At 70.0% G+C, this 21,726-nt stretch carries 22 protein-coding genes and 1 tRNA gene; 15 read left to right on the top strand and 8 right to left on the bottom strand.

Going from position 1 to position 21,726, the window contains the following annotated elements; genetic code table 11:
* Positions 1–236: 236 nt before the first annotated feature.
* Both ACFY0T_RS25715 and ACFY0T_RS25710 read left to right on the top strand, forming a co-directional pair.
* The gene (locus ACFY0T_RS25715; protein WP_003999914.1) at positions 237–533 is read left to right on the top strand and encodes a type II toxin-antitoxin system VapB family antitoxin; all 297 of its coding nucleotides are present in this window, start codon (positions 237–239) and stop codon (positions 531–533) included.
* 103 nt (positions 534–636) lie between these two features.
* Positions 637–1,302, top strand: a complete 666-nt coding sequence (locus ACFY0T_RS25710) for a LytR C-terminal domain-containing protein (RefSeq protein ID WP_388874880.1) — start codon at positions 637–639, stop codon at positions 1,300–1,302.
* A 69-nt stretch (positions 1,303–1,371) separates the two neighbouring features.
* On the opposite strand, the gene upp is transcribed toward ACFY0T_RS25710, so the two are convergent.
* Complete coding sequence (gene upp, locus ACFY0T_RS25705; protein ID WP_388874877.1) at positions 1,372–2,007, bottom strand: uracil phosphoribosyltransferase; 636 nt, start codon at positions 2,005–2,007, stop codon at positions 1,372–1,374.
* Positions 2,008–2,146: 139 nt separating this feature from the next.
* Between upp and ACFY0T_RS25700 the strand changes: the two genes are divergently transcribed.
* From ACFY0T_RS25700 to ACFY0T_RS25660, 9 genes are all read left to right on the top strand, one after another.
* Positions 2,147–2,329 (top strand): hypothetical protein, encoded by a 183-nt coding sequence (locus tag ACFY0T_RS25700; RefSeq protein ID WP_388874874.1) that lies wholly within the window; start codon positions 2,147–2,149, stop codon positions 2,327–2,329.
* Between the two features lie 260 nt (positions 2,330–2,589).
* Positions 2,590–3,123 carry a hypothetical protein gene (locus ACFY0T_RS25695; protein ID WP_388875163.1) on the top strand — a complete coding sequence of 178 codons (534 nt, stop codon included), beginning with the start codon at positions 2,590–2,592 and terminating at the stop codon, positions 3,121–3,123.
* 69 nt (positions 3,124–3,192) lie between these two features.
* Complete coding sequence (gene tadA / locus ACFY0T_RS25690) at positions 3,193–3,624, top strand: tRNA adenosine(34) deaminase TadA (RefSeq protein ID WP_388875160.1); 432 nt, start codon at positions 3,193–3,195, stop codon at positions 3,622–3,624.
* Between the two features lie 107 nt (positions 3,625–3,731).
* Positions 3,732–3,816, top strand: a tRNA-Ser gene (locus tag ACFY0T_RS25685).
* A 223-nt stretch (positions 3,817–4,039) separates the two neighbouring features.
* Positions 4,040–4,219, top strand: a complete 180-nt coding sequence (locus ACFY0T_RS25680; protein WP_388874872.1) for a hypothetical protein — start codon at positions 4,040–4,042, stop codon at positions 4,217–4,219.
* Between the two features lie 98 nt (positions 4,220–4,317).
* Positions 4,318–4,611, top strand: a complete 294-nt coding sequence (locus ACFY0T_RS25675; RefSeq protein ID WP_388874869.1) for a Dabb family protein — start codon at positions 4,318–4,320, stop codon at positions 4,609–4,611.
* 198 nt (positions 4,612–4,809) lie between these two features.
* On the top strand, positions 4,810–5,730 hold the full coding sequence (locus tag ACFY0T_RS25670) for an RNA polymerase sigma factor SigF (RefSeq protein WP_388874867.1): 921 nt from the start codon (positions 4,810–4,812) through the stop codon (positions 5,728–5,730).
* Positions 5,731–5,974: 244 nt separating this feature from the next.
* On the top strand, positions 5,975–6,892 hold the full coding sequence (locus tag ACFY0T_RS25665) for an RNA polymerase sigma factor SigF (RefSeq protein WP_388874864.1): 918 nt from the start codon (positions 5,975–5,977) through the stop codon (positions 6,890–6,892).
* 62 nt (positions 6,893–6,954) lie between these two features.
* Positions 6,955–7,719: a hypothetical protein gene (locus ACFY0T_RS25660; RefSeq protein ID WP_388874861.1), complete on the top strand. Its 765-nt coding sequence runs from the start codon at positions 6,955–6,957 to the stop codon at positions 7,717–7,719.
* Between the two features lie 43 nt (positions 7,720–7,762).
* Here the strand turns inward: ACFY0T_RS25660 and ACFY0T_RS25655 are convergent, their stop codons facing one another.
* Positions 7,763–7,960, bottom strand: a complete 198-nt coding sequence (locus ACFY0T_RS25655) for a hypothetical protein (protein ID WP_388874859.1) — start codon at positions 7,958–7,960, stop codon at positions 7,763–7,765.
* 334 nt (positions 7,961–8,294) lie between these two features.
* Between ACFY0T_RS25655 and ACFY0T_RS25650 the strand changes: the two genes are divergently transcribed.
* From ACFY0T_RS25650 to ACFY0T_RS25635, 4 genes are all read left to right on the top strand, one after another.
* Positions 8,295–8,798 carry a MarR family winged helix-turn-helix transcriptional regulator gene (locus ACFY0T_RS25650; RefSeq protein ID WP_388874856.1) on the top strand — a complete coding sequence of 168 codons (504 nt, stop codon included), beginning with the start codon at positions 8,295–8,297 and terminating at the stop codon, positions 8,796–8,798.
* Between the two features lie 21 nt (positions 8,799–8,819).
* Positions 8,820–11,327, top strand: coding sequence for an MFS transporter (locus ACFY0T_RS25645; RefSeq protein WP_388874854.1), 2,508 nt, complete (start codon positions 8,820–8,822; stop codon positions 11,325–11,327).
* A 111-nt stretch (positions 11,328–11,438) separates the two neighbouring features.
* Positions 11,439–12,260 (top strand): YceI family protein, encoded by an 822-nt coding sequence (locus ACFY0T_RS25640; RefSeq protein ID WP_388874851.1) that lies wholly within the window; start codon positions 11,439–11,441, stop codon positions 12,258–12,260.
* Positions 12,261–12,327: 67 nt separating this feature from the next.
* The gene (locus ACFY0T_RS25635; RefSeq protein WP_388874848.1) at positions 12,328–12,798 is read left to right on the top strand and encodes a PPOX class F420-dependent oxidoreductase; all 471 of its coding nucleotides are present in this window, start codon (positions 12,328–12,330) and stop codon (positions 12,796–12,798) included.
* 144 nt (positions 12,799–12,942) lie between these two features.
* On the opposite strand, the gene ACFY0T_RS25630 is transcribed toward ACFY0T_RS25635, so the two are convergent.
* The 6 genes from ACFY0T_RS25630 to ACFY0T_RS25605 all read right to left on the bottom strand — a co-directional run bounded on the left by ACFY0T_RS25630 (position 12,943) and on the right by ACFY0T_RS25605 (position 21,605).
* Entirely contained in the window at positions 12,943–13,716 is a 774-nt protein-coding gene (locus ACFY0T_RS25630) for a TetR/AcrR family transcriptional regulator (RefSeq protein WP_388874846.1), read from the bottom strand.
* 79 nt (positions 13,717–13,795) lie between these two features.
* Complete coding sequence (locus tag ACFY0T_RS25625) at positions 13,796–15,337, bottom strand: MFS transporter (protein WP_388874843.1); 1,542 nt, start codon at positions 15,335–15,337, stop codon at positions 13,796–13,798.
* A gap of 127 nt (positions 15,338–15,464) precedes the next feature.
* Positions 15,465–17,705 carry an ArnT family glycosyltransferase gene (locus tag ACFY0T_RS25620; protein ID WP_388874840.1) on the bottom strand — a complete coding sequence of 747 codons (2,241 nt, stop codon included), beginning with the start codon at positions 17,703–17,705 and terminating at the stop codon, positions 15,465–15,467.
* Entirely contained in the window at positions 17,702–19,264 is a 1,563-nt protein-coding gene (locus ACFY0T_RS25615) for a glycosyltransferase (protein WP_388874837.1), read from the bottom strand. Before ACFY0T_RS25615 ends, ACFY0T_RS25620 begins: the two co-directional genes overlap by 4 nt.
* A 14-nt stretch (positions 19,265–19,278) precedes the next feature.
* Positions 19,279–20,868 (bottom strand): sensor histidine kinase, encoded by a 1,590-nt coding sequence (locus tag ACFY0T_RS25610; protein WP_388874835.1) that lies wholly within the window; start codon positions 20,866–20,868, stop codon positions 19,279–19,281.
* Positions 20,865–21,605: a response regulator transcription factor gene (locus ACFY0T_RS25605; RefSeq protein ID WP_388874832.1), complete on the bottom strand. Its 741-nt coding sequence runs from the start codon at positions 21,603–21,605 to the stop codon at positions 20,865–20,867. The genes ACFY0T_RS25610 and ACFY0T_RS25605 overlap by 4 nt, the downstream gene beginning before the upstream one ends.
* Positions 21,606–21,726: the final 121 nt, after the last annotated feature.

The raw sequence follows: 21,726 nt of genomic DNA, 5'->3' as shown, positions 1-21,726 counted from the left end.
GGGGCCGGCCCGGAAGCAGTGGCCGGGGCCGGCCCGGAAGCAGTGGCCGGGGCCGGCCCGGAAGCAGTGGCCGGGGCCGGCCGGGGATCGGGGGCCGGAGGCACGTTCTCGCTGTCACTCATATCGGGCCCCTGTTCCCGATTTGCACGGATTTACGGCGCCAACGGCGTCTTTTCCAACGTCGCACTCCGTCGCCATGGCTGCGCCCGGAAGGTCTTGACCGGTAGGCTTTCCGTGTGATCTTCAAGCGCATCGGAAACGGCCGGCCGTACCCCGACCACGGCCGGGAAAGCACCCGGCAGTGGGCGGACGTCGCGCCGCGCCCGGTCCGCCTCGATCAGCTCGTGACGACCAAGGGCCAGCTCGACCTGGAAACACTGCTCGCCGAGGACTCGACGTTCTACGGCGACCTCTTCGCGCACGTCGTGAAGTGGCAGGGCGACCTGTACCTGGAAGACGGCCTGCACCGCGCCGTCCGCGCGGCGCTCCAGCAGCGCCAGGTACTCCACGCGCGCGTACTCGAACTCGACTGAAGCGGCTCGACCGACAGGTCGTGTTGACCCTTTTGGGTTGGACTGCACGCCGGGCAATGATCATTTAGTAGTTATCGTCGTCAAGGCGCACTACGCTGCGCCCATGAGCATGCTCACTCCCCCTGGCATGGGCGGCCAGTACCGGATCACGGGGGACAAGTACCCGCGGATGCGCCGACCCAAGGGGCGCCGCAGGCTCGTGTTCCTGGTCGTCGCCTCCGTCACCGCACTAGGGCTGATCGGGTGGGGGACCCTGCAGCTCATCGACGTCTTCACGGGCGGCGGCGACAAGGCCACGGCGGCGGGCCCCAAGGCGGACTGCGCGTCGAAGGTCACCCCATCGGCCTCGGCGTCCACGGCGGCCGCAGCAGCCGCAGCAGCCGCCACAGCCCTGCCCAAGCCCGGCCAGATCACCGTGAACGTCCTCAACGCCACGCCCCGCAGCGGGCTCGCCAGGGAGACCGCGGACGAGCTGGAGAAGCGCGGCTTCAAGATCGGCGACGTGGGCAACGCGACGGACGCGTACGACAAGAAGGTCGACGGCACCGGGATACTGCTCGGCTCGAAGACGGCCTACGCGGCCGCGCTGCCCGTCCTCAACACCCAGCTCTCCGGCGCCGAGCTGAAGACCGACGGCCGCAAGCAGGCCACCGAGGTCGACCTCATCATCGGCACCGCCTTCAAGTCGCTCACGAAGAAGGAGGACGCCGACAAGGCCCTGGCCGTCCTGGCCAAGCCCCAGCCGACATCCACCCCTGCTCCTTGTTAGAGCTCGGTTCGCCTCCGGGGCGCGCCCCTTCGGCTCACTCGCTGTAGGGCGCCGTAAGACAACGCGGCCTTACTCAGCCGCCCCGTACATCCGGTCCCCCGCGTCCCCGAGGCCCGGCACGATGTAGCCGTGCTCGTTGAGGCGCTCGTCGACCGATGCCGTGACGACGGTGACCGGCGTGCCCGCCAGCTCGCGCTCCATGACCTCGACACCCTCGGGGGCGGCGAGGAGGACCACGGCGGTGACGTCATCGGCGCCGCGCTTGATCAGCTCCTGGATCGCCGCGACGAGCGTGCCGCCGGTGGCCAGCATCGGGTCGAGGACGTACACCTGGCGCCCGGAGAGGTCGTCCGGCATGCGGGTGGCGTACGTGGAGGCCTGCAGCGTCTCCTCGTTGCGCACCATGCCCAGGAAGCCCACCTCGGCGGTCGGCAGCAGCCGCACCATGCCGTCGAGCATGCCGAGGCCGGCGCGCAGGATCGGTACGACGAGGGGGCGCGGGTGGGACAGCTTGACGCCCGTGGTCCCGGCGACCGGGGTCACGATGTCGACCTGCTCCGTGCGCACGTCCCGCGTGGCCTCGTAGGCGAGCAGGGTGACCAGTTCGTCGGCGAGCCGCCGGAAGGTCGCGGAGTCGGTGCGCCGGTCGCGCAGGGTGGTGAGCTTATGGGCGACCAGGGGGTGGTCGACGACGTGGAGACGCATGTCCACAACAGTAGCCGGGCTCCCGGCGCCGTCGACTGCCCCGCCCGGCAAGTCCCGCCCCGCCCTGTCACCCGTCCGCTGGCATCAAACCGCCCATCAGAGGGAAAGTGGGAGGGACGGACCTGGGGTGGTGTGTCTGATGCGGAACCGGGAAGAGGAGTCCCCCGAGCAGCCGGAGACCGACGCCGAGCGCAGGAGGCGGCGCGCCCAGTTCCTGCGGGAGCTGACCGAGGCGCGCGCACTGCGCGACCGGGTCCAGCCCCGCCGCGCCAAGGCCGCACGACTGCGCCACGCCATGCGCATGCGCACCTTCCGCTGGTAGCCCACCGCCGTGCGGCAGGGGCCCGTCCGCGACGCGACAGGCCGTGTCCGGGCGGGGAGGTGCGTACACGGCGCCGACGGCCGCGTACGATCCGCTGTTAGCGATCAAAAGAGGCAGACACAGCAGGCCGAAGACATCCCCTGAACGCTCTGTTTCTGCCACGATTCCGAGTGGGTGGGGCTCGGAGCAGCACGCCCCGCCCACAGCCTCCGCCGGGGGGACCCCCAACCGGCACGCCTATGACCAGTGGGAGAGTCACGGTGTACTTCGCCGCACTGCTCGCGCGCACCGAAGACGGGTGGGAAGCGAGCGACACAGAGCTCGACGATGTGGAGACCCTGTCGGATCTGACCGACCTGGCCCGTGAAGCCTCGGACGAGGACACGGTGCTCGTACTCATCGAGCAGGAGGACGCGTGGTTCGGCGTCGTCCGCGTGGACGGCGAGGAGGACCCTCGTATCTACGTCTCGGACGCCGCCGCTGCTGCCCGCAGCTCGTACGGCGAGATCCTGCTCACGGACGAACTACTAGGACGGGAGCCCGGCGACGACGACGCCGACCTGGACTCCCTCGACCTGGACGGTACGGAGGACGGTGAGCCCGAGGACTCCGACGACGAGGAGGACGAGAGCGCGTCCGCCGAGGCCGTGTCGCACAGCCCCGTGGGGGACCGCGACATCCTCGCGGACCTCGGAGTGAGCGAGAAGGAACTGCTCGCCCTGGACGAAGGCGACGCGCTCAGCACGATCGCCGACGCCCTGGGAGCGGCGGAGGTCCTGGAGACCGTCCGCTAGGTTCCCCGGGTGAGCACCACCGAGGAAACTCCACAGCCCGATCCGGTACGCGACCGCTGGCGGGCCGCGATGCGGCTCGCCCTGGACGAGGCCCACCGGGCCGTCCGGGGCGGGGATGTTCCCGTCGGCGCCGTCGTGCTGTCCGCGGACGGTGCGACGGTGCTCGCGACCGGGCACAACGAGCGCGAGGCCACCGGCGATCCGACGGCGCACGCCGAGGTCCTCGCGCTGCGCAGGGCCGCCGCCGAACTCGGAGAGTGGCGGCTGTCCGGCTGCACGCTCGTCGTCACCCTGGAGCCCTGCACGATGTGCGCGGGCGCGCTGGTGCAGTCCCGGGTGGACCGGGTCGTGTACGGCGCCCGCGACGAGAAGGCGGGCGCGGCCGGCTCCCTCTGGGACCTCGTACGCGACCGGCGGCTCAACCACCGGCCCGAGGTGATCGAGGGCGTCCTCGCCGACGAGTGCGCGCGCGTGCTCACCGACTTCTTCCGCGACCGTTGACCGCTGACCTCAGTCGCCGGTCGCCGGTCGTCGACCGCTGATCGTTGATCATCGGGATCACCGAACGGATTTCAGACCACGGCCCACCTTGGGGTAAGGTCTCCCTCGGTAGCGTGTCCGAGCGGCCGAAGGAGCTCGCCTCGAAAGCGAGTGTGGCGCAAGTCACCGAGGGTTCAAATCCCTCCGCTACCGCTTGAGAAGGGCCCCGTCGAGAGACGGGGCCCTTCGTGCGTACACGGTCAGGACAAGCCGCTTCCCCTGCTGGACAAGGACCCACACGCGCCACGCGGCGCCGGATCGGCCCGGCAAAAGGCCTCGACCAGCGGGCCGTTGGACCATAAAAGCGGCGTGAAGGTTACACTCGCCGCCGGCAACAGGGGGCCCACCGGGCGCAACAGTCACAGGGGAGGCCGCGATGGCGGTGAATTCGAAGAAGATCGCCATCTATGTGCTCGTGGTCTTCGTGCTGTACGTGATCATCACGGATCCGGCCAAGGCCGCCGATTACGTCCAGATAGGGTTCGAGGGCATATCGAGTGCCGCTCAGGCCATCGGCGACTTCATGACATGGATCGCCGGCGGGGCCAAGAACTGAGCCGACGCCGAGCCGGCACCGGGCCGCCTCTGAACCGGCACCGGGCCCGCACCGAGTCGGCGGGGCAGAGACAAGAACCGCACCACCAGGGAGTGCCCGTGATCCGCCATCTGGTCCTCTTCAAGCTCAACGAGGGTGTCGAGCGCGACGACCCGCGCGTCGTCGAGGGCGTCGCCGCCTTCCGTGCGCTCGGCGACCAGATCCCCGAGCTGCGGTTCTGGGAATGCGACTGGAACATCACCGACCGGCCCATCGCGTACGACTTCGCGATCAACTCCGCCGTCGAGGACACCGACGCCCTGAAGCGGTACTTGGAGCACCCGGCGCACCAGGCGGGCGTCGCGCTGTGGCGGGAGTTCGCGACCTGGGTGATCGCCGACTATCCCTTCTGAGCCCTCCGAGCCGCACCCCTTCGAAGCTCCTGGCCGCAACCGGCCGGGGGCTTTCTTCGTGTCCTTCACCCCAACTCTCCCTCAACACGGCGTTATGCGGTGCTTGCACACAGTGCACATGTCTTGTGATGCTATGACCGCTTTTGACGGATGAGTTGATCACGGATGAGTTGACGGATCACAGAGGTGGAGTTGACCGTGCCGGCCAGTACTGCGCCTCAAGCACCGCCACAGGAAGTCGCACAGGCCGTCACACAGGACGCCGTACAGGACGCCGCCGCACAGGACACCGCCAAGGAGGTCGTGCAGGAAGTCGTGCACGAAGACGCGCCGGAGCAAGCCGCGCCCGAACGCCGTCGTGGCGCCGACACCCGGGCCCTCACGCAGGTGCTCTTCGGCCAGCTCAAGACGCTGGAGCCGGGCACTCCGGAGCACAACCGCGTACGCGGGGCGCTCATCGAGGCGAACCTCCCGCTCGTCCGGTACGCGGCCGCCCGCTTCCGCAGCCGCAACGAGCCCATGGAAGACGTCGTCCAGGTCGGCACGATCGGCCTGATCAACGCGATCGACCGCTTCGACCCCGACCGGGGCGTGCAGTTCCCGACCTTCGCCATGCCGACCGTCGTCGGCGAGATCAAGCGGTACTTCCGCGACAACGTCCGCACCGTCCACGTACCCCGCCGGCTGCACGAGCTGTGGGTGCAGGTGAACAGCGCGACCGAGGACCTCACGACCGCCTTCGGGCGCATGCCCACGACCGCCGAGATCGCCGAGCGGCTGCGCATCACCGAGGAGGAGGTGCTGTCCTGCATCGAGGCGGGCCGCTCGTACCACGCGACCTCCCTCGAAGCGGCCCAGGAGGGCGACGGGCTGCCGGGACTGCTCGACCGGCTCGGATACGAGGACCCCGCGCTCGACGGGGTCGAACACCGCGACCTCGTCCGGCATCTGCTCGTACAGCTGCCCGAGCGCGAGCAGCGGATCCTCCTGCTGCGCTACTACAGCAACCTCACCCAGTCACAGATCAGCGCCGAACTGGGAGTCTCCCAGATGCATGTGTCAAGACTCCTCGCCCGTAGTTTCGCGCGTCTTCGATCCGCAAACAGGATCGAGGCATAACCGACAAGAGCGAATCGCTCAACGCCGCATTTTCCGACAGTTCAACGCTGAAAAACCGTCAGACCCCCTCTTTCCAGGGCCGATTCACCCCCTCCATGTCGACATGTCACTACAGCGTGTTGCCGACATGTGACATTCTGCCGGAAGCGCGTTTGCCGCGGCCTCGCCTCCGGTATTCAGGTGGAGGCTGCGTTCCTCCGACGGGAGCGACTGCCGCTACCGTCCGCGACCCAAAGGGGGTGGCATGTCCGCAGACCAGGGCAGCTCGAAGGTGCTCACGCTCACGAAGAGCGAGTCCGCGCCCGACGCGCTTCACGATGTCCCGGCCGCTGAGGCCCCCGAAGCCGTCCTCCCGGCCCTCCCGGCCCTCCCGGCCCTCCCGGCCCCCGAGTCCTCGGGCGCCATCGACACCCGCACCCTGTCCCGCTCCCTCTTCCTGCGGCTCGCCGCACTCGGCGAGAACAGCCCGGAGCGCGCCTACGTCCGGGACACCCTCATCGAGCTCAACCTCCCGCTCGTCCGGTACGCGGCCGCCCGCTTCCGTTCGCGCAACGAGCCGATGGAGGACATCGTCCAGGTCGGCACGATCGGCCTGATCAAGGCGATCGACCGCTTCGACTGCGAACGCGGGGTCGAATTCCCCACCTTCGCGATGCCGACCGTCGTCGGCGAGATCAAGCGGTTCTTCCGCGACACCTCGTGGTCGGTGCGGGTGCCGCGCCGCCTCCAGGAGCTGCGCCTCGCCCTCACCAAGGCCAGCGACGAGCTCTCGCAGAAGCTCGACCGCTCCCCGACGGTCACCGAGCTCGCCGCCGTCCTCGGCGTCTCCGAGGAGGACGTGGTCGACGGCCTCGCCGTCGGCAACGCGTACACGGCGTCGTCGCTCGACTCCCCCGCCCCCGAGGACGACGGCGGCGAAGGCTCCCTCGCGGACCGCCTCGGCTACGAGGACACCGCCCTGGAGGGCGTCGAGTACCGCGAGTCCCTCAAGCCGCTGCTCGCCAAGCTGCCGCCCCGCGAGCGCCGTATCATCATGCTCCGCTTCTTCGCGAACATGACCCAGTCGCAGATCGGCGAGGAGGTCGGCATCTCGCAGATGCACGTCTCCCGGCTCCTCACCCGCACGCTCGCGCAGCTGCGGGAGGGGCTCATCTCCGACTGAGGATCCCGGCCGGCCGAGGCCTGAGGGTTCATTATTGACGGATCGTCAGCCACACTGGCGCGATGCGTCGACAGTTGATACGTGGTCGCCGAGGTGCCCTTGTGGGTGCCTCGGCGGCCGTGGTGTGCCTGGGTGGCGTGCTGGCCGCGTGCGGGAGTGACGGCGGTGGGGACGGGTACGTCGCCGTCGGGGCTGCCGGGGGTTCGCCCGGGGCGCCGGGAGCGGTGGTGGCCCCTTCGGGAGACGTGTCGCTGATGCCGCTGGAGGGCGACGCGGCTGCCGGCTCCAAGGGATCGGGGACCTCGGGAAGTTCGGGCTCCGGGGAGACGGCCTCGAACGCCGACGGCCCCAAGGGCGATGCACCCCGTCAGACGGCTTCGGGCCCCGGCGATCCGGCCGACGCCGGCGGTACGTCGACGCCGTCGTCCGGAGGCGGTGACTCAGGGCGTACGAGCGAGGGTTCGGGCCGTGCGTCCGCGTCGCCCACTCCGACCGCGCCCGGATCCACGGCGAGCCCCGGCCCCGCCGTGCTCAGCGTGGGCTCCCCCTCGCGCGAGGCCACCGATCAGCGGTGGTGCGAGAAGGTGACCGTCTCCTTCCGCAACACCGGTGGTACGGCGGTGCGTTCGGGCACGCTGACGTTCGGGACGCACGTCATCGGGGCGCTCGGGATCGACTGGGCGACGATCGAGTCCACCGAGGACCTTCCCGCGCCGATCGCCGCCGGCGCGAAGAAGGACAAGACCTGGACGGTGTGCGTCGACGCGTGGCGCGTGCCGCTGGGCATGCACATCGAGACGCGGGACGTGTCCGTCCAGTGGAGGTGAAAGTGACGGCCGACGGCTCGGCCGCCTGACCGCCGCCGCTCGACTACTTCAGCGCGAGCCAGGCCACAGCGGCCACGACCGCGACGGCGAGGACGACACCGACGATCAGACCGACGCGGGGCCCGGCCGGGGCGGCCGCCTGCTGCTGCCGACCCTGGGGGGCCTCGTCGACGAACGCTCGGAACATCTGGGTGCTACCCGCGGGGTCGTAGTTGCCCTCGGGGCCCTGGGTGTTTGCCATGGGGCAGGACACTAGCGAATCCGCCGGGGCTGCCCAAGTGCGGGGGCCACTGGTGTTCAGCGGTCGCGGCCATGCGAGGCCGCCGGGACTCCGCGATCACGGCCATGCGTCCCGCCAGGACTCCGCGGTCACGGCCATGTCGCCTGCCGGTACTCCGTGGTCAGTGCCATGCCCTCGCAGCGGACTCCCCACCGCGCCGCACCTCCCACCTGCAGGTTTACGTTCGCCAATGCTTGCCTTTGCCAAGTTTTTAGCCCCCGCATGCCCCTTTTAGTTTGCCTGCGGCAACCAACTGTATTTATGGTTGCTCTAAGCAACGAATACGGGAGGTGCGATGGCCGAGCAGGCGCAGTACGAGGAGTTGGCACGTCAGCTCAGTGCCATCGGTGCCGTGAAGAGGGACATGGGGCGGATCCTGCCGCCCGACTGCCCCGGCGGATCCGCCGCCGTACTGACACTGCTGGGCCGGCACGGCGACATGCGGATGAGCAGGCTCGCCGAGCTGCTCTCCGTGGACATGTCGGTGACCAGCCGCCATGTCGCGCACGTCGCGGAGCGCGGCTGGCTCGAGCGGTCCCCCGACCCCGCGGACAAGCGCTCGCGCATTCTGCACCTCACCGCCGCCGGACAGGAGCAGCTCGACGAGCTCTACCGACGCACCTCGCAGCTCCTCGCCGACCGCCTGAGCGACTGGTCCGAGTACGAGGTCGGGCTGCTCATCCAGCTCATGGGCCGGCTGCGCGAGAGCTTCGGCGACTGCCGCTCCACGCAGCGGCTCGCCCATGCGCACCCGTATGCGACAGACGTAACAGAACTGACCACCCGTACACCCGCATAAGTACGTAAGAAAAGGAAGCCCATGGCAACGACCACACCAGCCGGTGTGCGGGGCTCTCATGCCAAGCACGGAGGCGCCGCCGACGGCGCTCCGATGACGCACCGGCAGATCATGGAGGCGCTCTCCGGGCTGCTGCTCGGCATGTTCGTCGCGATCCTGTCGTCGACGATCGTCTCCAACGCACTCCCCGAGATCATCGGCGACCTGGGCGGCGGCCAGTCCGCCTACACCTGGGTCGTCACCGCCGCGCTGCTCTCCATGACCGCGGCCACGCCCCTGTGGGGCAAGCTCTCCGACCTGTACAGCAAGAAGGCGCTCGTACAGATAGCGCTGATCATCTACGTCCTGGGGTCGGCCGCGGCCGGGCTCTCGCAGAACGCCGGCATGCTCATCGCCTGCCGTGTCGTCCAGGGCATCGGCGTCGGCGGTCTGTCCGCCCTCGCGCAGATCGTGATGGCCGCGATGATCTCCCCGCGTGAGCGCGGGCGTTACTCCGGCTACCTCGGCGCGACGTTCGCCGTCGCAACCGTCGGCGGTCCGCTGCTCGGCGGTGTCATCACCGACACGAGCTGGCTCGGCTGGCGCTGGTGCTTCTATGTCGGTGTGCCGTTCGCGATCATCGCGCTGATCGTGCTGCAGAAGACCCTGCACCTGCCCGTCGTGAAGCGGGACGTGAAGGTCGACTGGGGCGGCGCGTTCTTCATCTCCGCCGCGGTCTCGCTGCTGCTGGTCTGGGTCACCTTCGCCGGTGACAAGTACGACTGGATCTCGTGGCAGACGTACGCGATGGTGGGCGGCGCGATCGTGCTCGGCCTGCTGTTCGTCCTCATCGAGGCCAAGGCGAGCGAGCCGATCATCCCGCTGCGGCTGTTCCGCAATCGCACCATCACCCTCTCCTCCCTCGCGTCGCTCTTCGTGGGTGTCGCGATGTTCACCGGCACGGTCTTCTTCAGCCAGTACTTCCAGCTGGCCCGCGACGAGTCCCCGACGATGTCGGGCGTCATGACCATCCCGATGATCGCCGGCCTGTTCGTCTCCTCCACGGTCTCCGGCCAGATCATCACCAAGACCGGCCGGTGGAAGTACTGGCTGGTCGCCGGTGGCCTCCTGGTCACCGCGGGCCTGGGCCTGCTCGGCACGATCCGCTACGACACGGCCTACTGGCACATCGCGATCTTCATGGCGCTGCTGGGCCTCGGCATCGGCATGATGATGCAGAACCTGGTGCTGTCCACACAGAACCAGGTGGCCCCGTCCGACCTCGGCGCGGCCAGCTCCACGGTGACGTTCTTCCGCTCCCTCGGCGGTGCGATCGGTGTCTCCGCGCTCGGCGCCATCATGGCCAACCGGATCACCGACTACGTCAAGGACGGCCTGACCGACCTCGGCCCCAAGTACGCCAAGCTGGCGTCCGGTTCCAGCTCCAGCATCCCGGACATGGACAAGCTGCCCAAGCCGCTGCGCACCGTGATGGAGAGCGCGTACGGTCACGGCATCGCGGACGTGTTCCTGATCGCCTCGGGCATGGCGCTGATCGCCTTCTTCATCGTGCTGTTCATCAAGGAGGTCCCGCTGCGGACGTCCGGTGCGCTGGCCCAGGCCGAGGAGGCCAAGACGGAGGCACCGGCCGCCCCCGAGGCACCGGTCGCCGCCGCGGAGAAGGTCCCGAGCTGGGCCGTCGCGGAGACCGAGGCGGGCCCCGAGGGCACGCAGCGGCTCGCCGCCGTCGCCACCGCGACGAAGGAGTCCGCCCCGGTGCCCGCCTCCGGTGGAGTCCCGGTACGCGGTTACGTCCGCGGCGCCGACAGCGCGCCCGTGCCGCAGGCCGCGGTCACGCTGATCTCGCTCGCGGGACGGCAGCTGGGCCGCTCGGTCGCCCAGGCCGACGGCTCCTACGCCGTCGACGCGCCCAGCGTGGGCTCGTACGTGCTGATCGCCTCCGCCGACGGCTTCCAGCCGCAGGCCTCGACGATCGTCGTGAACGACGAGCCGGTCGCGTACGACATCCTGCTGAGCGGCACGAGCGGGCTGAGCGGTGTCGTCCGGGCCGCCGAGACCGGCACCCCGGTCAAGGACGCCATGGTCATCGTGACCGATGTACGCGGGGATGTGCTGGCCACCGGAACCACCGGTGAGCAGGGCGAGTTCACCTTCGCGGAGCTGGTGCCCGGTGTCGTGACGGTCGCGGTGAACGCCGCCGGTCACCGGCCGCGCGCCCTGCCCGTCGAGGTCGGCGGCGCCGGAGTCACCCGTATCGAGGTCGACCTCGACTCGGGCGCCCAGCTCCAGGGTGTCGTACGCGCGCCGCACGGCCCCCTCGCGGATGCCCGCGTGACGCTGGTGGACGCGGCGGGCAACGTGGTCGGCACGGCCAGGACCGGCACGGACGGGGCGTACGCCTTCACCGACCTGAACAGCGGCGAGTACACCGTCATCGCGACGGGCTACCCGCCGGTGGCGACGGCGCTGACGGTCTCGGGCCCCGGCGTCGACGACCACGACATCGAACTCGCCCACCCCGGCGAGTAGTCGATACCCCGGCCCGTGGGGACGCGCGCGCTCTGAGCCAGGAGGGTGCACCCCCCCCACGGGCCGGCTTCTTTGTGACCAATTTTTCGTGCATTGCAGGGAGAAAACGGGATGGGACTGACCGCACGAATTCGTACGCGGGACGGGTGGGCCGTGTCGCACGCGGTCGTCACGGTGACCGACATGACCGGTACGCAGGTGCTGCGCGCCGAGGCCGACGCGGAGGGCGTCGTCCGGGACGCGACGGCGCTCGCCCCCGGCGCCTACACCGTGATCGTCACCGCCGTCGGGTACGCGCCCGCCGCGTCCAGCGCGATCGTCACGGCGAGCGGCCGCGCCGAGATCGGCACCATCGTCCTCGCCCGGCAGGGCGGCACCGAGCTGCCGCCGCCCGGCCCCTGGACCATCGACCCGGCGCACTCCTCCGTCGGCGCGGTCGCACAGCACCTGGGCATCTCCAGCGTGCACGGCCGCTTCACGGACTTCACGGGCCGGATCGAGATCGCCCCGGACGAGGTGGCCAAGTCGCGTGTGGAGGCGGTGATTCGGGCCGCCTCCATCGACACCGGCAACGGGATGCGCGACGGGCACCTGAAGTCGCCGGATTTCCTGGACGTCGAGAAGTACCCGGAGATCACCTACCGCTCGACGGGCCTGACCCCCGCCGGCTCCGACCGCTGGACGGTCCACGGCGAGCTGACCATGCACGGGGTGGTGCGAGCGGTCGACCTGGACCTGGCGTACCTCGGCACCGGCGCCGACCCCTGGGGCGGCACCCGCGCCGCGTTCCGCGCGACCGCCGAACTCCACCGCGAGGACTTCGCCATGAACTACAACCAGGTCGTCCAGGCGGGTATCGCGGCGATCGGTACGACGTTGAAGGTGGAGCTGGACATTCAGGCGGTGCAGGGGGAGGCGCTGCCGCAGGCGTAAGGATGGCCTTGGGCGTAGGCACGGCAGGGTCAGCCTGAGCGGGCCGCCGTGGCCCTAGGCTGCACCCATGGCACCCAATATCGCGACGAACACCTCTGTCTCCCGCGACGAGCTGCTGGACTTCGTACGCCCCCGGCACCGCGCCATCCTCCTCACCCGCCGGGCCGATGGCAGCCCCCAGGGGTCGCCCCTGACCTGCGGTGTCGACGACTCGGGGCGCATCGTGGTCTCGACCTATCCCGAGCGCGCCAAGACGCGGAACGCCAAGCGGGACGAGCGCGTCAGCGTGATCGTGCTGAGCGACGAGTGGAACGGGCCGTGGGTCCAGGTCGACGGCACCGCCGAGGTCATCGACGCGCCCGACTCCGTCGAGCCGCTCGTCGAGTACTACCGGAACATCGCGGGGGAGCACCCGGACTGGGACGAGTACCGCGCGGCGATGCTCAAGCAGGGCAAGTCGATCATCCGGGTGACCCCGGAGCGCTGGGGCCCGGTGGCGACCGGGGGCTTCCCGGCGCGGCTCGCTCCGCAGGAGTAGGAGTGGTTTTTCGCCCCCTCCGCCCCTACCCGTCCCGTACCAGCCTGTCGGCTGCGGGTGGGTGGGGGCTTGTCGCGCAGTTCCCCGCGCCCCTTTAGGGCGCGGGGAACTGCGCAGTCTTTTTAGCGCCGCCGCACGCCCCCCTCAGCCGCGCCCCACCATCGTTTCGATCCCCGCGATCAGCATCTCCAGGGCGAAGCCGAAGTCGCGTTCGCGCATCTCCTCGACGGTGTCGCCACCCCGCGCCTCCATCAGGTCCGCGGCGCTCTCGAGGTTCGCCGCGAACTGCGGCTGTTCGCTGATGGTGCTCATGGCCTGGCGGAAGTACTCGTCCTGGGACATCCCCGCGGAGGCGCACCGCTGCACGAAGTGCCCCTCGATGGTGCCGAAGCCGTACACGAACTGGAAGACGGCCGAGAGCGCACCCATCTGGCCGTGCGGAGGAAGGCCCGTAGTGCGGATCACCCGCTGCACGCAGAGCGAGAAGGCCATGGAGTGCGGGCCGATGTTGAGGAAGTTGCCGATGAGCGGGGACACCCAGGGGTGGCGCACCAGCAGCGCGCGGTAGCCGACGGCGACGGAGCGCAGCTGGTCGCGCCAGTCCTCGCCCGAGTCAGGATCCGGCAGCTCGAGTTCGCCGAAGACCGCGTCGAGGGCGAGTTCGAGCAGGTCGTCCTTGGTGTCGACGTACCAGTACACGGACATCGCGGTGACGTTCAGCTCGGCGGCCAGCCGGCGCATGGAGAACTTCGCCAGCCCCTCCGCGTCCAGCAGCCGCACCGTGACCTCGGTGATCCGCTCCCGGTCGAGCCCCGACGGCTGGCCGCCACCACGGGCTGCCCCGCCCCGGGGGGCCTTGCCCTCCAGCCAGACACTGGTCCGCGCCGGACGCTTGGCCCGGTCGGCTGCCCTCACCATGGCGCACCTTCCTCGGAACTCGAACTGCGGGGCGGTCCGGAATTCCCCGGTCCGCCTCCCTGATGATGCTAAGCGGGCGCTACGCGGATACCGCCACCGCGGAGTCTGCCCTCTCCGCCCGCCGCAGCAACGCCGCCGCCAGGAGTCCGCCGAGAAGCACCGCCACCGCACCCACCAGCTGGCTGGTCTCCAGGCCCGACGAGAACGCGTCCGTGATCCGGCCCCGCTCCTCGTCCGAGCCCGCCGAGGCGAGTGCCGCCGGCAGCGAGTTCGCCGCCACCGGAATCAGTGCCACGAACCGGGAGTTGAGAACCGCGCCGAGCACCGCCACCCCCAGCCCGCTGCCGAACTCGGCCAGCGTGCCGTTGATGCCCGCGCCGACCCCCGCCTTCTCCCGGGGGATCGCGCTCATGATGGCGTGCGCCATGGCGGGGTTGGCCACCGCGCATCCCGCGCCGATCAGCAACAGCCCGAGCAGCGTGCCGCCGTACCCGTGCGCGGCGAGCCTCGCGATCGACACAAGGCCCGCAGACATCAACACCATCCCCAGCGCGATCGACACCGGTGTCCCGAGCCTCGCCGTCCACTTCGCCGACAGGCCGGAGAAGTTCAGCGCCACGACCGACAGCGCGAGCGGCGCCGTACGCAGGCCAGCCTCCAACGGGCCGTATCCGAGGACGAATTGGAGGTGTTGGGTCAGGAGGAAGAGCGCGCCGCCCATGCCGAAGGTGATGAGCACCGCCCCCGCGACGGCTCCCGTGAAACGCCGGTCCCGGAAGAAGTGCAGGTCCAGCATCGGGTACGGAATCCGGCTCTCCCAGTACGCGAAGGCGGCGAGCACCACCAGCGCGACCCCCGCCGTGACCAGCACCCGCCCCGACGTCCACCCGTGCTCCGGGCCCGAGATGATCGCGTACACGAGCGCGGTCATGCCGATGGTCGACAGCAGCGCGCCCAGCGCATCCGGACGGTCCCCACGAGGATTTTTCGACTCCGGTACGAGGGCCACGACCGCGGCCAGTCCGAGCGCCGCCACCGGCAGGTTGAGCAGGAAGATCGCGCCCCACCAGAAGTGGTTCAGCATGAAGCCGCCGAGGAGCGGACCGGCCGCGAAACCGAGCGCGTTCACGGCGCTCCAGATGCCGATCGCCTTCGGGTGCTCGTCGGGCGTGAAGATCTGCATCGCGACGGCGAGGGTGGTGGTGAGCAGCAGTGCGCCGCCCACGCCCATCCCCGCCCGTGCCGCGATCAACTGGCCGGTGGAGTCGGCGAGTCCGGCCACCAGCGACCCGGCCCCGAACAACGCCAGTCCCGTGATCAGCATCTTCTTGCGGCCGTAGCGGTCGGCCGCGCTGCCGGCGGTGAGCAGCAGCCCGGACTGCACCAGCGAGTACGCGTTGATCATCCACTGGATGTCGGAGGTCGCCGCGCCCAGCTCCCGGGTGAGGGAGGGGATCGCGACGTTCAGGACGGTGTTGTCGAGCAGCACGGTGAGCTGCGCGAGACAGATGACGCCGAGGATGAGCCAGCGTTGGGGGTGTCCTTGGGGAGCCAGGGAATCCTCAGGATCTTGGGGCCCTCGGGGAGGGTGGGGATCGTGGGGGGTCGGCTTGCTTGGCATGCTGTACACCGTAGAACAGTTCCCATACGGCGTACAACGCGGTTTCCGCGCCGTACGACGTCGTACGACAAAGGGCGGTGGCCCGGAGCGCCTACGCCCCGGGCCACCGCCCTTCCGGAAGGAACCGTCAGCTGCTGGAACTGCTCGTCGGCTGCGTCAGGTCGTAGAAGGTCGCCGAACCCACCGTCACCTTCTTGAAGTTGGCCGTGACCCACGAGCTGATCTGCGAGGAGGTGCCGGAGTTGCCGCCGCCGCCCATGCCGCCGCCCGAGATGAAGTAGTGGATCTTGCCGTCCGCCACGTACTTCTTGAACTGGGCCAGTGTCGGGGACGGGTCGGTGCCGTTGAAGCCGCCGATCGCCATTACCGGCTTGCCGGTGGCGAGCTGGTAGCTCGCGGAGTTCTGGGAACCGATGGCCGCGGCGGCCCAGGTGTAGTCATCCGCATTCTTCGACAACAGCTTCTTGGCCTCCGAGCTGACGTTCGCGCCGTTGAGCAGGCCGCCGACGCCACCGCCACCGGCCATGCCGCCGTCGCCCGTCCCACCGCCGGGCATGCCGCCCTGCTGGTTCTGGCCCTGGGTGTTGCCGTTGCCGTTCTGCTGGTTCTGGCCCGGGAGCCCGCCGCCGGTGCCGCCGGTCGGGGGCTGGCCCATGCCGCCGCCCTGCTGGGTGTTGCCGTTACCGTTCTGGCCGTTCTGGCCGGGCATGCCGCCGCCGAACCCGCCACGGCCGCCACCGCCGCCAGGACCGCCGCCCCGGCCGCCCATCATGCTCGCGCCCGCCGGACCGGCCGTGACGATGGAACCGGTGTGCCCCGTGTTCACCGTCGACAGTGTGTACGCGGTCGGGCCCGCGATCGAGGCCACGAAGCTCAACCCGACTGCCGCGAGCGCCAGTTGACGTCCCAGCTTGGCCGCGAAGATCAGGCCGAGCGCGCCGACCAGACCGCCGATGAGGACCAGCCACTTCAGCCAGGGCAGGTAGTCGGGGGTGCGGTTCAGCAGCACATACCCCCAGGCCGCGGTCGCGGTGACCGAGGCGGCGAGGGTCAGCGAGGCCCAGATCCTGGACCGCTCCTCCCACAGCACCGTCGCGCCCATGCCGACCACGGCCGCGATGTAGGGGGCCAGCGCCACCGTGTAGTACTGGTGGAAGATGCCGGCCATGTAGCTGAAGATGACCGCGGTCAGCAGCAGCGCGCCGCCCCAGGCGAGGAACGAGGCGCGGGTCAGGTCGGTCCGCTGGGCCTTGCGCGTGAGCACGAGCCCCGCGACCAGCAGGATGAGCGCGGCGGGCAGCAGCCATGAAATCTGGCTGCCGATCTCGGAGTTGAACATCCGGTCCCAGCCGGTCTCGCCCCACTGGCCGGTGCCGCCACCGCCACCACCGCCGCCGACACTGCCGGTCTCGTCGCCGTTGATGCGGCCGAGGCCGTTGTAGCCGAAGGTCAGCTCAAGGAAGGAGTTGTTCTGCGAACCGCCGATATACGGGCGCGAGGACGCGGGCCACAGCTCCACGATCGCGACCCACCAGCCGCCGGAGACGACGAGCGCGACGGTCGACAGGGCCAGCTGCGCGAACCGCTTCCTCAGCGTCACCGGCGCGCAGACCGCGTACAGGACGGCGAGCGGCGGCAGGATCAGGAAGGCCTGCAGGGTCTTCGCGAGGAAGGCGAAGCCGACCGCGACACCCGCCCAGACCAGCCACTTCGTGCGGCCGTCCGCCAGGCCGCGGATCACGCAGTAGACCGTGGCGGTCATCAGCAGCGCGAGCATCGCGTCCGGGTTGTTGAAGCGGAACATCAGCGCGGCGACGGGAGTGAGCGCGAGCACCGCGCCCGCGATCAGACCGGCCGCGGGGCTGAAGCGCCGGCGCAGCGCCGCGTACAGGACGCCGACCGTGGCGACGCCCATGAGCACCTCGGGGACGAGGATCGCCCACGAGCTGAGGCCGAAGATCCGCACCGACAGGGCCATCGGCCACAGCGAGGCCGGGGGCTTGTCGACGGTGATGGCGTTGGCCGAGTCGAGCGAGCCGAAGAAGAAGGCCTTCCAGCTCTGGCTGCCGGCCTGCACGGCCGCCGAGTAGAACGAGTTGGCGTACCCGGAGGCGCTCAGGTTGTACAGGTACAGCACCGCGGTGGCGAGCAGCAGACCGAGAAACGCGGGGCGCACCCAGCGCGGGTCCTCGGGCCGGCCACGCCAGACGCGGTGGAAGAAGGGCTGCTTGGGCTCACCGGACTCGGGGGCCGCGGCGGGCACGACCGGCTCCTGAAGAGCGGTCGATGTCGGTGGCCCCCACGAGAGGCTCGCGTTCCCGGAGGGACTCGCGCCCCCCTGATAGCTCGTATCGGACTGAGTCGTCATCGTGCGTTCCTCGGATCGTGATCGTGCGGGCGCACCGCTTGCAGTTGCATGGTCGCGTCCCCCCAGGAGCGGTCGTCCGCGGCTTCACCGGCGCGGAACTCGGTCGTGTCGTACGAAGATCGGGGCGCCGTCCGGCGCTGGGGCAGCGGCGGGTACTGGTCCTGGTACTGACCCTGGTACTGGCCCTGGTACTGGTGCGCCGCCGCGGGCGTCGTCGCGTAGGTGGGCGAGGCCGGGTGGTGCGAGCCCGGACGGTGCGAGGCCGGGTGGTGCGAGGCCGGCTGGTGCGAGGCCACAACCTGCGACGGGGTCTCGCCCTGCTGCCGGTCCGGGAAGACCCAGGCCCTGAAGAGCAGGAACCGCAGCACCGTCGCCGCGAGGTTGGCGGCGATGAGGACCGCCAGCTCGGTGGAGTGCGAGGGGTCGGTCGTCGCCGCGTTCAGGGCGGCGAGCGAGCCGCTGGTGAGGGCGAGGCCGATGCCGAAGACCACCAGGCCCTGCGCCTGGTGCCGCATGGCGCCGCCCCGGCCGCGTACGCCGAAGGTCAGTCGTCGGTTGGCCGCCGTGTTGGCGACCGCCGACACGAGCAGGGCGAGCGCGTTGGCGATCTGCGACCCCGAAAGCGAGCGGAAGGCGCTGTAGAGCAGCAGGTAGAAGAGCGTGGACAGACCGCCGACCACGCAGAAGCCGACGAGCTGGCGGGCCAGGCCCTTGGGTACGTCGGTCAGGTCGCGGTCGCGCGGGTCGTCCCCGAAGGGCCGGGCGAGCCGGTCGAGCGGCAGCGAACCGGTGGCGAGAGCGCGTCCCACCCGCCACACCCCCTTCAGGTCGTCGGTCGCGGTCTTCACGATGTGCACCGTCGAGTTCGGGTCGTCGACCCAGTCGACCGGCACCTCGTGGATGCGCAGCCCGGCGCGCTCGGCCAGCACCAGCATCTCGGTGTCGAAGAACCAGCCGGTGTCCTCCACCAGCGGCAGCAGCACCTGGGCAACATCACGGCGGATCGCCTTGAACCCGCACTGCGCGTCCGAGAAGCGGGCCTGCAGCGAACCGCGCAGGATCAGGTTGTAGGTGCGGCTGATGAACTCCCGCTTGGCGCCGCGCACCACACGCGAGGAGCGGGACAGCCGCGAACCGATCGCCAGGTCGGAATGGCCGGAGATCAGCGGCGCCACCAGCGGCAGCAGCGCGTTGAGGTCGGTGGACAGATCCACGTCCATGTACGCGAGGACCGGCGCGTCGGAGGCCGACCACACGGTCCGCAGCGCCCGGCCGCGACCCTTCTGCTCAAGGCGGAAGGACCTGACCTCCGGGATCTCCGCCTCCAGCCGCGCGGCCACCTGAGGGGTGGTGTCCGTGGACGCGTTGTCCGCCACCGTGATGCGGAACGCGTACGGGAACGTGCGCTTGAGGTGCTCGTGGAGTCTGAGCACACATGGCTGGAGGTCCTTCTCCTCGTTGTAGACGGGGATCACTACGTCCAGGACAGGCGTACCGGCGTTTCCGGCCGGGAGGTGCTCCCGCGCCGGCAGGTTGCCGGGAGAAGAGTCGGTTCGCATGCCAACGACTCTCGTCAGGCGCCCTGTTGCACCCATGTGGTGGCGCTGTGCTGTACCTGTGAGTGCGATTGCCAGTTTGTTTCCAGGGCGAGCGCAGGCAGATGCAGCGTGAAAACGGTCCGGCCGGGCACACTGTCGACGGTCACGGCGCCCTCGTGCGCGGCCGCGACGGCCTGCACGATGGCGAGCCCGAGCCCGGTCGAACCGGAGGCACGCGAGCGCGAGGAATCACCGCGCGCGAACCGTTCGAAGACGCGTGGAAGCAGGTCCTGCGGAATGCCGGGCCCGTCGTCCTGGACGTCCACGCACAGCCATGGCCCGTGTCGGTGCACCCGTGCCGTCACGGTCGTACCGGGCGGTGTGTGCGTGCGTGCGTTCGCGAACAGGTTGACCAGCACCTGCTGAAGCCGTGCGGCATCCGCCGACACGAGCGCGGGCTCGTCGGGCAGTTCGAGCCGCCAGTTGTGGTCGCGCCCGGCCGCCCGTGCGTCGCTCACGGCGTCGATGACGAGGGGGACGAGGTCGGTCTGCTCGTACTGGAGTGGCCGCCCGGCGTCGAGCCGCGCGAGCAGCAGCAGATCCTCGACGAGCCCGGTCATCCGCCCGGCCTCGGACTCGATCCGCCCGAGAGCGTGCCGGGTGTCGGGCCCGGTCTCTTCCCTGCCGCGTCTGGTCAGCTCGGCGTACCCCCGGATGGACGCCAGCGGCGTACGGAGCTCATGACTCGCGTCCGCGACGAACTGCCGTACGCGCATCTCGCTCTGCTGCCGCGCGTGCAGGGCGCCGTGGATGTGGTCGAGCATGCGGTTGAGCGCCGCGCCGACCTGGCCCACCTCGGTGTGGGGGTCGGATTCGGACTCGGGGACACGCTCGTAGAGGGTGACCTCGCCGGTGTGCAGGGGGAGTTCGGAGACGCGGGTGGCGGTGGCGGCGACCTTGCGCAGGGGGCGCAGGGCGAGGGTCACGATGGCGGCGCCCGCGAGGGAGGCGGCCACGAGACCCGCGCCGGTGACACTGATCTCGACGTAGATCAGCGTGGTGAGGGTGTTGGTGACGTCGCTGGTCGGGAGGGCCACGTAGAAGCTGCCGTTCCTGCCTTCCTGGTACTGCACGCGGTACTCGCCCCGGCCGGGGATCTCCACGGTGTGCGGGCGCTTGTCCTTCGCGACGGAGGCGAGGACGGCCAGCTGGCTGTCGCTGAGCTGGACCGCGGTGGGTTGCTTGACCCCGCTGGAGTCCTTCTTCCCCACGCTGACGATGCCCTTGGTGACCTCGCCGTTCTTGACGATCGCGCCGATGGCGCCCATGCCCTGCGGGCCACGGGTGACGAATTCGAGGGGGTCCTTGACGATGCCGTCGGCGTTCGGGGGGCGCACGGGCCCGTCGCCGCCCACCGGGCCGCCCGCCGCGCGCATCGACGCCTCGCCCAGGTTCTTGTCCAGTTGGTCGTACAGGTGGGAGCGCAACGCGATCGTGGTCACGGTGCCGATCACCGCGCACACGACGGCGATCAGCGTCACGGACGCGACGACGAGCCGCGTCCGCAGCGTGCGCGGCTGTTGTCGTCCTCGCCCCTGCTTACGCGGCCGTCGTCGCCCGCTCATGACGCGGCGGGCTTGATCAGGTAACCGGCCCCCCGGCGGGTGTGGATCATCGGCTCGCGCCCGGCGTCGATCTTGCGCCGCAGGTAGGAGATGTACAGCTCGACGACATTGGCCTGGCCACCGAAGTCGTACGACCACACGCGGTCGAGGATCTGCGCCTTGCTGAGCACCCGGCGCGGATTGCGCATCAGGAAGCGCAGCAGTTCGAACTCGGTCGCGGTGAGGTGGATGTTCTCACCGGCCCGCGACACCTCGTGACTGTCCTCGTCCAGGGTGAGGTCCCCGACGACCAGCACGGAGTCGGAGCGCCGGTCGGCGGCACCGGAACGGCGGATCAGCCCGCGCAGCCGGGCCACGACCTCTTCGAGGCTGAACGGCTTGGTGACGTAGTCGTCGCCACCGGCGGTGAGTCCGGCGATCCGGTCCTCGACCGCGTCCTTCGCGGTCAGGAACAGCACGGGAACGTCAGGCAGCTCCCGGCGCAGCCGGCCGAGGACGGTCAGCCCGTCCATGTCGGGCAGCATCATGTCGAGGACGACGGCGTCGGGCCGGAACTCGCGCGCGGTCTGCACCGCACCGGTCCCGTCACCCGCGCTGCGGATCTGCCAGCCTTCATAGCGAAGGGCCATGGACAGCAGCTCGGTGATCGACAACTCGTCGTCCACCACAAGCACTCGGACGGGGCTCCCGTCCGGCCTCAGCAGTTCGGCGCGCCCCTGGGGCGAGGTCGTGGTCATAGCGGACACCTTGGTCGGCGCCGCTGAGAGCATCCTTTCGGGAACCTGTGTTTTTCCTGAGAAACACACAGGTGTCTCTCAGGGAAATCCTGGGAAGATCACGAAGTTCCCGGGAAGGACC

This window comes from Streptomyces sp. NPDC001530, assembly GCF_042894545.1.
GTDB lineage: Bacteria > Actinomycetota > Actinomycetes > Streptomycetales > Streptomycetaceae > Streptomyces.
The sequence above is the reverse complement of the archived record's forward strand: the minus strand, read 5'-3'. Positions and strand labels throughout refer to the sequence as shown.